6 protein-coding genes are annotated in these 14,999 nt (G+C 57.1%); all 6 read right to left on the minus strand.

The genetic code is table 11. The features are described from left to right. Positions 1–54: 54 nt before the first annotated feature. A complete protein-coding gene (locus ACW9UL_RS17505; RefSeq protein ID WP_457787791.1) occupies positions 55–1,512 on the minus strand; it encodes an argonaute/piwi family protein in 1,458 nt (485 codons plus the stop codon). After that, positions 1,509–3,380 carry an SIR2 family protein gene (locus ACW9UL_RS17510; protein ID WP_457787792.1) on the minus strand — a complete coding sequence of 624 codons (1,872 nt, stop codon included), beginning with the start codon at positions 3,378–3,380 and terminating at the stop codon, positions 1,509–1,511. The genes ACW9UL_RS17505 and ACW9UL_RS17510 overlap by 4 nt, the downstream gene beginning before the upstream one ends. A gap of 77 nt (positions 3,381–3,457) precedes the next feature. Then, complete coding sequence (locus tag ACW9UL_RS17515) at positions 3,458–5,458, minus strand: AAA family ATPase (protein ID WP_457787793.1); 2,001 nt, start codon at positions 5,456–5,458, stop codon at positions 3,458–3,460. Beyond that, positions 5,455–9,405, minus strand: a complete 3,951-nt coding sequence (locus ACW9UL_RS17520) for an Eco57I restriction-modification methylase domain-containing protein (protein WP_457787794.1) — start codon at positions 9,403–9,405, stop codon at positions 5,455–5,457. The genes ACW9UL_RS17515 and ACW9UL_RS17520 overlap by 4 nt, the downstream gene beginning before the upstream one ends. Further along, positions 9,398–12,712 carry a helicase-related protein gene (locus ACW9UL_RS17525; protein WP_457787795.1) on the minus strand — a complete coding sequence of 1,105 codons (3,315 nt, stop codon included), beginning with the start codon at positions 12,710–12,712 and terminating at the stop codon, positions 9,398–9,400. The genes ACW9UL_RS17520 and ACW9UL_RS17525 overlap by 8 nt, the downstream gene beginning before the upstream one ends. Beyond that, entirely contained in the window at positions 12,709–13,770 is a 1,062-nt protein-coding gene (locus tag ACW9UL_RS17530) for a Fic family protein (RefSeq protein ID WP_457787796.1), read from the minus strand. Before ACW9UL_RS17530 ends, ACW9UL_RS17525 begins: the two co-directional genes overlap by 4 nt. Positions 13,771–14,999 lie beyond the last annotated feature (1,229 nt).

Below are 14,999 nucleotides of genomic sequence, written 5' to 3' on the forward strand. Positions count from 1 at the left end.
GAACTCGGCCATAACTGAACCGGGATCGCGTCGGTCAATGCGTACGCTAGTGTTTCACATGAATAAGCGGTATGCGTAGGCGTTTCCCGGCAGGGCAGGGACATTTGCAATAGTTCTTGCGAGCCTTTGTGAATACCGAATAGTGACAGGAACTGGGTCGTACAGTGCATCGTTGTTCCAGTCCATCTTTGTCAGAGCAAGGGCTTCGAATGCAGTCAGTTCAATCGGCCCGACGCCCGCGTACCGCACGATGTTGATCGGGCGCGGAATGCTTTTACCGCCTTGGTAATAGTCGCCGCGGGACGCGGCGCGGGGGGCATTGCCGGCAACCCAGACCAACGCGGATTTGCCAGAACGTTGCAGCATGGCACCTCGCGGCACAGGGTAACCATCAGGCTCGCTTTTCCTCTCAGGCGTGGGATTACGGCTTTCCTGTAACCAAACGCCTCGCCATCCTGCATTGCTGGCCACCTCGACACACTCGACCTCCCGAATAGAGGAGAGCGCATCCAAGGCACCTTCCAGCTCCTCTGGCTTGAACGATGTTGTCTTATGGACGACCAAGCGGCGAGGGAGCAAACCTCCGTTACGGCTTTGATACAGAGTCAGGCTCCGTGCAAGCACCGCCCGCATGTCGCTTCGGCTAAGAAAGGGGTTGCGTCGCGCTTCTTCGACGTCCTTGACGGGGTCGCGTGCCTCGAAGGCAACGAACTGCATGCCACCACCATCGGCGTCAAATACCTGCGAGCAGCAGGTCACATAATGCGCTTCTTGCGGATTGCCCCTAAGCGCATAGGCCAACCCGATGTATGCCGTATTCTCAGGCACGCCTTTCAATGGGGCCAACTTCCAAGGAATGCCGCCGGCCTTTACATAGAGCGCAATGGAAAGACGCCATGCCAATGATGCCTTGTAGCCGAACGTGAAGACGCGGTCATTGATGACCTGGGTGGGAATGCCGTGACCCGCGCCAATTGCCTTGAGCGCATCGTGCGCATCAAAACCAGGGGCGCGGAATGCGATCTGCCATGCATCCGGTAAATGCACCAACACGACATCGAAGTGGTCGCGTACCAATGCCAGCCGTTGCATCCCCGTACGCAATGCATGTATTAGACGAGCATGCGGCGGGCCTTCCGGCCCCAAAGACCCTATATCATCCGGCAGCTTAATGTGCGCCTCTCCGGTCTTGGCAGCGACCAGAGGAACATTGAATGTGTGTTCAAAGCCACGAAATGCTGGCACATACTGCTTTCGATCCGAAGGCGCGTGGCTGGACCGCAGCGTATTGACCAATGTGCGAAGGTTGTTCCACCCACCGGCCGGGCCCATCGTCGCAATACGGAGTTCAGGGGTGTAGGTTGGAAAAACCGAGCTACTGTAGGCACCGTGCTGAACAATCCCCCGCAAAGGATTCACGTCCAGCAAAGTATCTTCCGTATTGAAGGTCAGCAGAGGCTCTTCCAGCAAAGAGAAGGGCGGCAGTTTCGACGTACCATAGGCCGTGTTCATCGCCCGCTCCGTTGAAAGTAATCATGGCCATGGCTGGGTCGGCTCCACGCAGTCACGGAAGACAGCTGAAACTCCGCATCCTGTCCTGGTCCGGAATCTTCTCTAAGGCCGATGGCTTTGACGACGCCATCATTACTGCCCGGCAAGAGCCTTGCCCATCCGGCAATGATCCGAGCCCATTCCTTGTTTCGTCGTCCTGCCCAGCGTTCACGCTGCCAGTCCATGACGGGATTTGCACGTTGTACGAATGATGCGACGTTGTCATTGGCCTCATCATGGTTCGCCCCATCACCGGTCTCCGCGTGAGGCAGCTCCACATAGGTGAAAGGCTCGAACGCACACCACCAGCGATCTGCCACACGATCCAGCCGAATCTGCACCCCTTCGCTGAAAGGGTAGTCGTGCCCCGCCACCTTTCCCGACAACGGTGTTGAATACGCTTGCCTGAGGCGCGACAACTTCTCATTGCGCGAAGCCACACGTTCCGGACTGTCCGTGGGCCGGCCACTTGCCACGATGATTGCGTGCCCTTTGCGCCGCAAGCGTGGTAGCAGGGGCTTGCCTCTGCTAATCGCCCAAGTCAAGGCGTCGTAAAGCAACCCCAGCGCCCAGCTGTCAGTATCGGGATGAAGGTCGATGGTGCCAGCGATCTTTCCTCCGACAGGCGCGAAGGCCCTAAGCAATTCCGCGTCGGAACCAAAGGCGGCAATTTCACGGCCAATACTGGCTACAACGACCCTCGCTCGCGCTTCGCGAACCAGTTCCCGAGCGCGAACCGTTGTGATGGCGACATTGATTTCAATACGACGGGCCTGTTGTGGCATAGACAGGACTGGGATCGCCGAACACTGCAATACCGGAAAGCTGCGCTGTTCCAGAGTAGGGAGTGGCAGCTCTGCCAGTATCTGGGTCGGACGAGAGTCCTGGACATGCTGCAACAGGACGGGCGGCAGGCTTATTCCGTCGATAATGTCTCCGGCCAATTCATCGAACGTGGGGGATTCGACAATCGCTGTTGTCACACCCGCCTGGATGGCCTTCTCAAGTAGGTTGCTGACGGCAGGCAGAACGGATCGGGCCGAACGCGTTACCCAATAGATCCCTCCTGGAAAGGCATTCGGTTGCGCCAATGCCTCTGTCAGCGCGGCCATGACCGACTCGTCACGGCCGCTGTAGCCAACTATCACCAGCCCGAAACGCGCGCAGGCAGCACCGAGAACATTCCGCATCCGGACGTCCTGCTCTCGCAGTTCGTCGGTCGTGTTCTTCAGTTCAACCGACTGGAAGTCTCCATGCAGTTTGGCCAGAAATGGCCAGCGCGACTCACGCAGACAACGTTCCGCGCGCTCTGCGTTGTCGATGGCGGCGGTCGTCATGCTTGCTCGCTCTGTGGCCGGCACCAACTGGTCAGTCAATGTGGCCGCTGTCTCGACCAACTGATCGAAATTGGTTGTGAAGACGCAGGGGATACGGCGGGTCGTCAGAAGCGCCGCAAGTACGCGGTGGGCAAAGGACGGCGTACCCATCGTGACCGCCTTCTCTATGTAGATACGGCGATCTTCTGCAGTCGGATATACCGCTTCAAAGGCCCTGGCGTACTCCGTCGGATCGTCTGGTGCTGGCAACTCCGAGCGCGTGCTGAAGAACAGATCGATGCGCTGCTGCCACAACGGATCATTGGCATCCACTTCACGGAGGCTGATCCTGGACAACTGGCAAAACAGGCGCTTCTTGAAGTCCAGGATCATCGAATAGCCGGTCGGAATGCCGGCTGCAGCGGAAGCCCCGGCACCGAGGAGCCAGGCAAACTGCTCAGGCCTCAAGCAGAAGGTGCTGGCAAATTGTGGTCCCGTCAGTGTCTTGATCATCCGAGCATCCTTGTTGACGCTACTTCACGATTTCCATCAGCCTGCCGAGGCTGGTTTGCTCATACTACGGTTACTTCTCAGAGCGTATCGAGAATCAGGCGATCCTCATTACCAGGAGCAAGCAACGCCACAAGCCGCACCAAATCCCCCTGAGTGACTGCCGCAAGAGCCGGTTCAGTGATCGGTGAAACAAGCCAGCTTCGCTCAGCATCGATTTGTGCGGGCAACGTGTTTTGTGGTGGCGGGAATAGCGTCGCTTGTCCTCCAAGTACCGCCTGCCACAAAGTCTGGGCATCAACCGTTTGCCCCCGAAACGCAATATCTACATGCTTACGTTCGCAAAACGAGCGCAGACTTTCTGAGAATGCCACTCGCAGATAGCCCAATGCAGCGTGCAGATCGCCTGAAGGGGGAGAGGCGTTGGCGATGAGTGATCTCGTTGCCTGAATCGGATTACCCTCCATCCCACCATTCTCGATTACAGCCAACAATTTATCGACTGACGCTATTGCGCCCTCCACTTCAGCGCGTGCGATATTTGGTGGCGCAGCATGAGAGTAAGGATTGAGCACCACCTTTCGGAACAATTTAACCCGCTCGATGACCCCGGCCATACAGACTTTTGCCGAATGAGCCTTAAACCATCCTTCGATAGCAGACAGCAGTTTTTCCGTATCCAGATGGCGGGGATCTGTCTTGAACGCAACAGGGACGCCGAATCGTTCACAGAACGATTTCACGGCGAGTTCGAAGGCAGCACGGGTGTAATTGGCAGCAGCGGGAATGTGATGATCTGCCAAAAAAGTACGTGCTTGGTCAAGCGATGCCTTTGCCGCCTTATTCCCAGGAGCACGAACGGTGGGTGCCGGAATACCCCGCGCGACATCTTCGCCTTCGAAGACTTCCAAACACTTCCAGCGGCCGGTGTTACCTAGATGGAAGCGGGCCATTTCGAACCACACTCGGTCGTGGGTGAGCAGCACGATTTGCCAGTCGGCAAACTTTGAGTTGAGCACATCCAACACTGGTAGGCGGTTCGAGTGGTCGAGGCCGATCAGCACATCGTCCAGCACCAGCAGCTTCAGCGCCGTTGTAGTGGCCGTCGGTGTGCATGCCAGCCGCCCCGCCAAATAGATCGCTAATGCCAGTGCGGAGAGGCGGGCCTCGTTCAGGAAATGCTGCGGTACCGAAAGCTGGTGGCTTCGATAACTGACGCTCAATGTGAGTGAACGGCCAGCAATTTCGCGATCGCGCTTGTAGTAGGCTGCTGTGTAAGTAATGCCGCCAAAAGCGAATGGCGCAACGGCCACGTCTGCACCAATCAGATCACCCAGTAAAGTGCCAACAAGAGGATGGAGTGTCGTCAGGGCTTGATTAAAGCCATTGTTGAAATCAGCGCAGGCCTGATTCACCCTAGCCAACGCTGCTTGGGTATGTTTGACGGGCCTTGCCCGTTCCACAGCCTGCCATAGCTCACCAATGGTGTGCGTCACTCCGCCTGCCACAGGCACAGGGAAGTCGGCCAGCAATCTCTCCAAGGCGATGTCAAACAGATTGATCGCACCATCACCCTGTCTATAGTTTGTGTCGAGCAGCGCTCGGTAATCCAAACAGGCACGGCGCAACGCGGCCTGGGTCACGCGTGCATCGCCACCTCTGGAAACTGCGGCAGGATGCCGCTCACGAGCCAGACCAGTACCTCCAAGAGCATGACTACCGGAGGAGGCAGTTCCTATTGCGCCGGAACTTGCTTGCAAGAACCACTTTGCACCTGGTACGCCATCGTTGAACTCAACGTCCACAGCGCAAGCGGTTTCCGGCTCTCCTGAAAATACATTCTTATACGCACGCAGGTTTCTACTGCGTTTGAGCGAGAAGAAGTCGGACAGTGCATAAAAGAGAGAGGACTTCCCCGCCCCGTTCTCGCCATACACAAGCAGGTTCTTAGCATCCAGATCGAAGTGTGTAGGTGCTGGTCCCGGAAAGGCGCGAAAGTCCGTGAGCGTCAGCCGCTTGATGCGCAAGGGGGTTGCCGGAGCTGCGGGCGCAGGTTGCGGCACGGGCTGCTGGATACTCATTCCTTGCCCTCGATGATGCGCACCACTTCTAGTGCTTGTAGATCGAAGAGCATGGCGTAAATGGGGTGGTCATTGGCGAAGATGATTCCTGCCGTTTCCTCTGCAGCCTTGGCCAAGGCATCGCCTTGCAGGGTCGCAAAATTGTCGATGCAAGTTGCCTGACAAGCGTCGAACAGACGAATATTCGCAGCATGCAGCTCCTCCGGGAAGAACAGTTCAAAAACGAGGCCATTAATGAGTTGTTCGTAACGTTGGTCGCGGATGCTCAGGACGGCATCTACGATCGAACCTATTATATTTTTTTGCGTATCCGTACTCGCAGGAATCGGTAATTGAGAAACGTACATCGGCTTGAACTCGAAAAAGCCGCCTTGCTTACCCGAAAAGGTCTGTCGGGTAATCCACCATGACAACGATGAATTCAGCACCCCAATAACATAGCGCCACTCATCGGTAACGATGATGCTGGTTTTGTCATTGCCATAGAAACCGTCGAGATCGGGAGCGTACTCGACACCATCTTCAATCGCGGGAACAAGAATCTTCGGCCGCTCAAACGCTTCTAGGTAAGACTCTTTGGGGTTGTTATCCAACTCCAACCAATGATGTTGGCCTTCGCCTTCGCCTTTGCCGTTGCGTGATGATGTGCATTGCCCACGCTTCCGCAGCGATTCCTCGAACTGTGTAAGGTGGCGATGAATGGCCGGGTATTCCGAAAGACGCTCGTGGAATCCGAACGGAAAAACGATCAAATACAAACCTGCCCAGTCGACTTTCCAGCGCTTGACATCACGTCCGCGAAGATAAGGTTTAATCAATTCTCCAGAATTCGGATCTTCCGAAATTAATCGATTACGGGTAGCCTCATCAATAACAAAAGCCTCATTAAAGCCAGTGATGATGCCGCGATAAAACTGTCCATTCACATATTCTCCCAATGGCTTGCCTGCTTTGCGAATGCGCGCTAACAAATTGCGTTTATCTGGCGGTTCAAGCTGCCAACCTTCCTTCTTTAGTTCAGCCTGTGGAACCGGGAAAGCTTCTGTCTGGAAAACAGCCGGAAACTCCTCGACGGGATGCTCTTGCGTCCAGTTCAAGGCACGCACCTGATCGGTCGCGGGCGGCGGATTCAGCGGCTTCTCGCGCCGCGTGGCAATCACTATGGTTGGGTAGGCAATCGCGGTGAACACCGCTTCGTCACCAAAATCAATAATGTTCTTCAGCCGTGTGTGCGTGGCCATGAACAGGCGCAGGCTCTCTCCATATTTGGCGCGGTACCACTTGTTGGATGTGATGAAAGAAATTACGCCATGCGGTTTGAGCAGTTTGACCGAACGTTCGTAGAAGAAGACGTATAGATCCGCGCGACTGGCAGCGCATTCGTACTGATATTCGCCTTTGAGGACAGGCGTGAGTTCCTTGATGTCCTCGTGCCGCACATAAGGAGGGTTGCCGATGACGATGTCGAACACCGCTTCTGAATTGTCCTGCGCACGCGGCATACCAAACATCCATTCCACGTCGAAGAAGTCGGCAAAGCGGTTCTGGTCGAAGGGGTCCCAGCGTGCCATGCGTTCGGCATCGCGTGCGGTCACAAAACCATCACGCTTGAGCAAGGCCACCAGTTCTTCGTGCAGCTTTTGCACCTTCTCCTTGCGGCGCTTCTTAGTGGCGCGAGTGCGCGAGGTGAAATAGGCGGCATTAGCGTCGCGCAGTTCGGCCTCTTTCTCGGCGATGGCCGGATCGTCCAGCAGGGAACCTTGTACACCGTGGCGCGGCACGCCAAACAGGGTATTGGCGGCGACGATCTTGGTTTCGAGGTTGGGCAGTGGGGTGATGTTCCAGTTAGGCTTGCTGCGGTCTATGGGCTGGCTGACGATGAGGGCGATGAAAAAGCGCAGTTTGGCAATCTGTACCGCTATGGGCTGGATGTCCGAGCCGAAGATACACTTCTCGATCAGATAGAGCTTGCGAGTGTAGTCAGCGTAGGCCGGGTCGGCAAAGTCCTTCTTGTGTTTTTCCAGCGCAGCTTCCGCGTCGTCGATTTCTACGTCGCGTTGAACAGGGTCTGGGGTTTTCTTTGCCAGTGCTAGGCGCTGTTGCAGCGGGGCCAGGTTCTGGTCGCGCCAGCGGCGGTTGTCAGGATCGAGTTTTTTCAAGGCCACGAACAGCTTGGCCAGCATACCCATCGGAAAAGCACCGGAGCCGCAGGCTGGGTCCAGCACCTTGAGCTGCTCAATGGCGACCACTAGTGCATCAGCCTCTGCTTCGCTGAAGGCATGGTCAGTGTCGGCGTGGGAGAGTAGCTGGCGGAAGTCCTGTTCGCGTTGTTCGCCATCGGGAAGATGGCGGGTGAAGTAGGCGATGAGTGCCTCATCCACCATGTAGTCCACCACTTCACGCGGGGTGTAAAAGGAACCGGACTGCTTGCGTGCGGTGCTGCGGGTGTCCGGGTTGTAGCTGGCCAGCAGGTTCTCGAACACCTTGCCCAGCAATTCGGGGTCCAGCGCCACTTCTTCATCCAGTGGTGTGTTCTCGTCCACCGTGAACCTGTAGCTGTCCAGCAGGTCGATCAGTCCTTTGATGGGATAGCGCTTGCCCTTGGTTTCAAACTCGGTGTTCAGAGCGGCATCTTCCGTGCCGCCGAAAAAGAGCTTGTTGGGTACTTTGGCCTGGGCATCGGTGCGACGTGAAAAACCGTCGATACGCAACACTGATCCGTTACCCTCCTGCACCGCCAGTTTCTTCAGTTCCGGGCGGCGGGCAAGGTCATCGTCACTCAGTTGCTCGTCCAGACACTCGAACAAGCCACCATTGAGGAAGGGCACATTGGCAAAGCAGTCTTGCAGCACTGTATCTGGGTGCTTGAAGGCTTCCTGATAGCGGTAAATCAGTGAGATCAGGTAGTCGTCCTTCATGCCGCCGCCGGTTGTTGCCCAGCGACGTTCGCCGCCCATTTCTTGATTGAGGGTGGCGAAGAAGAGGTTTTGCAGGATGGCGTGGTAGTAGTTGCTTTCGTCCGGTGCTGCGTCAGGAGCCTGTTTGAGCAGGGAACGGAGTGCATTGCGCTCGAACAAGGCTTCGGGCACCAGGCCCCGTTCCTTGATGAACCAGACAAAGATCAGGCGAGTGAGCAGACGGATGACACCGATGGTGTTGCGATCTTCCCGTTTTTCTCCGCCGCCCTTGGGGAACTCCACTTCCTTGGTGGCCCACAGGTACCACCATGCCAGTTGCTGATAGAACTCTTTATTGAGTTTCTGTGTTGATAGCGTTCCGATCCAGGCGTCGTACAGCTCGCGGAAATTGCTGGGGCGGCGTTTGACGCCCAGATTCGCCAAGGCGAGACTTGCGAGAATGTCAATGTGTGCCCGATGTGGCGAGGCAAGCCGGACATCCTTGATGACGGTAATGCGGCTGTCGATCACGTCACGGCTGGCGTCGCGCAGGTGCTGGCGGCGGTCGATTACCGCCAAAGAAAGCAGGGCCTCCTGCCGGAACAGGATAATGACCGGCATGGGGAACCGCTTGTTCAGTTCACGCGCGATGGTGGCCAGTTGAGTACGCGACCATTGCTCACCCTGCAAGTCGATGGCAAGGAAGACGAAGGATTCGATCTGGCTTTCAACCAGCTTGCCGTTGGCACCCAAGGGCGCTTGGCCCAAGGCCAATGAGGGTATTTCGTCGTTGGTGAGCTGGAACAGGAAAGCGCAGGATATCCAGCGATCAGCCTGTACCTTCGCTCGGCTGATTCCACCCAGCTCCGGTCGAAACTGTTCGATGTTCTCAAGCAATTCTTCCGCGCTGTAGCCAAGGTCGGCTGTCTTGTCGCTGCTGTAGCCCAGCACACTCAGCAGGGCGGCGGCACCCTCTGCCAACGATTGGCTGGCAAGGTTTTGCAGAGAGTCCTGAATGGACTGAAGAAGGGCAGCGTTTTTCTCAGACATTGTTCGCGTCCTTGATCACCAACCAGGTGATGAGATCGAAATCGTTGGAGTGTTTGATCTGCTTGGCGGCATCGGTGAGCTTGCCTCCCCGCCCTGTAAACAGATTCCCCGCGTTCTTGCGGCCAAACTGCGTGGCAATGGCGGCCACGGCTTTGTCGAGCAGGCCGCTGTAGTGGCTCATGTCCTGCCCATGCGCGGTCTCTTCATCGAATAATTTGCACAGCTTGGCGTGCGGTTCGGTCTGGCCCTGGCAGACGGCTCGGAATATTTCCAGCACCTGCTTGGGTGCGGTGAAGTTGTAGCGCACCTCGCCGTCGTCGCGGATGTAGACGAGGAAGTAAGGTTGCAGCGGGTTCACTGCTTCGTTGCCGGTGGCGTCGATGCGCTGTTTCAGGCAGTAGATGATGCCGGGCTTGATGGTGCAGTACTCCGCCTGTGGCGGCACCACGGTGTAAAGGCCGAAGGGTGCTTCTTCCAGCTTCTCGCGGTTGGCTTCGATGTAGGTGGCCAACTCGATGCGGAAGTCGTCCAGCGTGAACTCGCCTAGCGCGACGGATTCGTTGAAGTCTTCCAAGTCCAGCACTTCGTCCTTAAGCCGCAGCAGTTGCTTGTCGCGGTAGCGCAGGTCTTGCTTGATGAGGTCTTCCAGGTCTTCGGCTTGCAGGATGTTGTCTTCCGCCGTGGCGGCGATATCGACCAGCGCCATGCGCGCCTCGACGCGGTTCTTGAGGTTGATGTACTTGTTGAGGTCGGGCGTGGGCCAGAAGTTGACGAGTTGGATGGCCAGGTTTGGGCTGCCGATGCGGTCGATGCGGCCGAAGCGCTGGATGATGCGCACTGGGTTCCAGTGGATGTCGTAGTTGATGAGGTAGTCGCAGTCCTGCAGGTTCTGGCCTTCGGAGATGCAGTCGGTGGCGATGAGGAGGTCGATTTCACCATCCTGTGGCATGGACTTCATCTTGGCCCGCTGTTTGGCGCGGGGGGCAAAGTTGGTGAGGATGCGGGTGAACTCGGCCTGGCCGAAGGTGCTGCGGTTGGGGCGCGCGCCACCTGACACCAGGGCGATGTGAATGCCCAGCGTGTTGCGCGACCATTCTTCCAATTCTTCATACAGGTAGGCTGCGGTATCGGCAAAGGCGCAGAACACGATGACTTTGCGGTTTTCCTCGCCCAGTGCATTAGTGCTGGGGTGGCGAACCTTGTGCTCGATCAGGTGCTTGAGTTCGGCCAGCTTGGCGTCGCGTGCCGCATCGACGGCCTGGGCTGCGTCGGCCAGTAGCGAAAGCTGCTGCTTGTCGGTGGCCAGATCGGCGAGCCAGGCGGCCACGTCCATGTGCTCCATGCGGTACTTGAGCTTGGTGCCGGCCTGGAAGGCTTGGGCAAGTTCTTCGTCTTCTTCGGCTGGTTCCGCGAACAAATCTGGCTGGATATCTTCCGCCGTATTGGCCTGGTGTTGCAGGAATTGCTTGAGCCGTTCTTCCAGGTTTTCGATCTTGCTGACAGTGCGCTCCATGGTGATGGCGAAGGAGCGTACCGAGCTTTCCAGGCGCTTGAGGAAGTTCACCTTCATCATGCCGATCAGGAATTGCTCGCGGTTCTCTTGGCTGAAGTTCTTGACGCGGTGGTCTTCGTACTGCGTCTTGAACTTATCCAGCACGTACTTGGATGGCTTGAAGATGGAAAGCTGATAGTTGTCGATCTCGTCGTTCAGCTTGTCGTAGGAGAGAAAACGGCCTTTAAGGTCGATTTCTGAGAACACGGATTCCGGTTTCCTGCGCTTGGGAAACTGGCCGATCTGCGCCATCGAGGCTTTGTAATACTTCCGGATGTGCTTGCGCGAACGGGCGATGGTTAGTTCGTCCAGCAAGGTGAAGAACCCGGCGGAGAGCCGTTCCATTAGGTCACGGGCATCCCTTTCGCCGGAGCGCCTGGCCCATTCCATGAAGGTTTTCTGGGCTACGGTGAGTGTGTCCTTGATGCTGTTGATGCCGAAGCTCTGCGAAAAGGCGGTATCGCGCCCTTCGGTGACGAAGTAGATCTGGTTGCGCAGGTCCTTTAGGTCATTGTTGACCGGGGTTGCGGAAAGCAGCAGTACCTTGGTCTTGACGCCCGTCTTGATGATGTCGTCCATCAACCGCTCATAGCGGCTCTTGCGGATGAGGTTGCCGTCTTCGTCATGTTTGCCTTTGGTGTTGTTGCGGAAGTTGTGCGATTCGTCGATGACGATCAGGTCGAAGTTGCCCCAGTTGAGGGTTGCCAGGTCGATGCCATCCACTCGACCACTGTCACGGGACAGGTCGGTGTGCGAGAGCACGGTGTAGGCGAAGCGATCTTTGAGGAAGGGGTTGAGTTCGCTGTTGTTCTGGGCGAGATATACCGTCCAGTTGTCGCGCAGCTTCTTGGGGCATAGCACTAGCACACGGTGGTTGCGCAGTTCGTGGTACTTGATGACCGCCAGCGCCGAGTAGGTTTTGCCCAGGCCCACGCTGTCGGCCAGGATGCAACCGTTGTGTTGGTTGATCTTGTGGATGGCACCTTTGACGCCGTCTTTCTGGAAATCGAACAAGGCTTTCCAGATTTCGGTGTCGATGATGGCGGTCTGGTCGAATAGCGCGGCGTCGGCCTCCTGCCCGGACAGGAAGCGCTCGAAGACGTGGTAGAGCGTCTTGAAGTAGACGAACTCTGGCGCGTGATCGACGTAAAGCTGCTCCAGGTAGCGCAGGACATCAGCTTTGACGTCGGCGACCAGTTTATCGTCGCTCCAGATTTCATCGAACCATTGCTTGAGGTCCGCCCTGTCGCGGTCGCCATCGACGATGAGGTTCAGTTCGATGTTGGGCATGTCGGACAGGCCCAAACCGCGCCGGGTGAAGTTGGAACTGCCCAGCAGGGCGTGCTCACGTCGACCGTCGTTGATGTGGTAAAGCTTGCCGTGCAGGAGGTTGGCTTGGCGAACCGAGCGGATATCAACCTTGTCGCGCAGCCATGCGGCGCAACGGCGGGCGATTTCCTTTTGCTGCAAGCGATTAGCCAACTCCAGGCCTTCGTCTTCGATCTTGAAGGCCTTTTTGTCGGTCTTGTCCGGGTCGAGCGAAGCGATGAAGCGGGGTTCGCCGAACAGGAAGTTCAGATGGTCGATCTGGTCGAGTTGTTTGGACAGGGCGTCGTAGGCATAGATGGTGAAGTAGGCAGATACCACGGAGAGTTGGCTGCCTGCGGCCATTTTCTCGGCCAGGAAGTCGGACACCTTGCCGCGGGTGTGGTTGTCTCGGATGCCGTGACTAACGATGTTTCTTTGAGTACTCATTTCTCACCCAATTGATTGGTGCGAAGCCACTTTGCTCCACGCCCCTTCCCGGTCGATTCGATCAATCCCTCTGCTTTGATCGCCCGCAGCACCAGCCGCACCATGTCCCGGCTCACGCCTGGGCAGGCTTCCTCGATCTCCGAAATCGAAAACGGCAGAGTGCGCGCCAGGACTTCCGCGCGCACCCGGTCGCCTTTGCTACCGCGACCGCGCTCGATGGTGCCAACACGCTCCTCGAACTCGCGGTAGGCTCGCAGCAAGACGCCCCAGAAGTAGTCGAGCCAGGGTTTGACGTCATGCTGTCCCTGATGCCAGCCCTGCGAACTGGCTTCCAGCGTCTCGTAGTAGCCTTCCTTGGTTTCCTCGAAGATGCGTTCCAAGCTGATGAAGCGGCCCACGGCGTAGTCGAAGTGGTAGAGCATCAACAAGGTCAGCAAGCGGGACATGCGGCCGTTGCCGTCCGGGAAGGGGTGGATGGATAGGAAGTCGAGCATCGCCAGGGGTACCAGCACCAGTGGATCGGCCAAATGTTGGTCCAGTGCGGCGGCGTAGTTCCGGGTCAGATCGACCATGGCAATCGGAGTGAGATGCGCAGCGTCCGGTTGGAAGCGCAGCCGTGACGTGCCGCCCGGATGGATTTCGATGATGTCGTTGTTGGTGGCTTTCCAGCGTCCGTTTGCCTGCGGCATGTAGCGATACAGCATGGTGTGCAATTGCAGCACCACGCCTTGGTTGAAGGGCATGTGCGCGGCCGATTCGTGAATCAATGCCAGGGCGTCGCGATAGCCGGCGATCTCCTGTTCGGAGCGACTCTTCGGCGCTGCGTTGCGGATGACCAAGGATTTCAGCCGCGAGTGCACAACGACAACACCTTCCAATCGGTTGGATGATTCGGTGGATTCGACCAACGCGATCTGGAACAGGCCCTTGAGGGCTTCCGGAGACTCGGCAGCGTAGAGCTTTTGCTTGCCCTGATACTCGCCCAGTGCGCGCAGTGTGGCGACCTGGGTACCATCGAAGCGAAGCGCGGTCAGGTACTCGGGGGTAAGGGAGGGCATGGAAATTTAAGCTCAGGCCGTCTAAATGGGGCAATCATAGTCTTTAAATGGGGTAACGTCTTTTAAAGTACCTCATTAAAATCGTGTAGCCGCCCTGTTTTCACAACCGTGGACCTTGCTGAGAAGGTGGGGCGACCGCGTGAATCACGGTCCATATAGGGGCATTAGCGGCCTAAATTACCCCTTTTAATCATTGCACTGCCCTGTTTATTACCTCCAGTCCTCTGTAAAGGCGAACAGAGTTACTCGATGTCCTCCAAATTCAACGATTTGGAGCAGGCATGAAAGTCGGCTGAGCAAAGCACCTGCAGCACCTGACTATATACATCGACTACAGCGCCATGGCTCGCCATATGGAGTAAAGCGGCGGTGTGTACACTCTGGAGACCAGCTTCGAGCAAGTGCACGTTTTCTGGAGTCTACAGGCTGCATGGCTGATACCGGGGCGACTCGGTGCCTCGACATTATTGCGCCCCTGCCCTGCCGGCCACCCGCGAGCCCCACCAGCAAGGCTCATGCGCGGGTGCGAACACCCGGCGATAAGCATGGAGCAATCGCGCTGCTCCGCCTGCTGATTGAGACAGTTCCGGTCTTACGGTTTTGCCCAAATCCGTCGATCCGTATCCACGGATTTACGGATTTGTGGGTACGCGTATTTACGCTTTTACGGATTTACAGAAATCCGCCGATGCGGTTGTCCGGTTGTGCAGAAAGCCATAGAACCGCACCTTCGGAGACTACAGCCACACACGCCGCGTGCCACCCGCTGGGCGAGACTGCGAGACGCGAGCTCGCACACGAACAGGCCAGGATCTACCAATGAGGCCCACCCGTTCACCCTTGAGCCCGCTCAACGACAGCGGCCAGAAACATCTCCAGAGCCCCTTAGAAGGCTCCAGCCGCGCTACCCCACCTTTGCCCCTTCCCAAGTCATCTGAAGCGCTTTAACGCGCTCCTAGAGCGCTTCCGGCAAACGCGCACAGGCCCGGAGGGCAGCCATCGGCGCTAACTCCAGCACGAGGACGATGCGCCGCAGATCGTGACGCATCTCCCGAGCGCAGTTATCTCGAGCCTGCCTGCTCCCAGCTCCGGGATCGGCGCCAACCACCGGCTTAGGAAATCGCTAAAACATCGCAGCGCCTGCACCCCAGGCAACCGGGTCTCCGGCGCGTGCCGTCAACGGCACGGGGATATCTTCTGGAAAAGCTGTGAATGCAGTCGTGCTATCA

The sequence above is a fragment of the Pseudomonas sp. PL-6 genome (genome assembly GCF_054110165.1).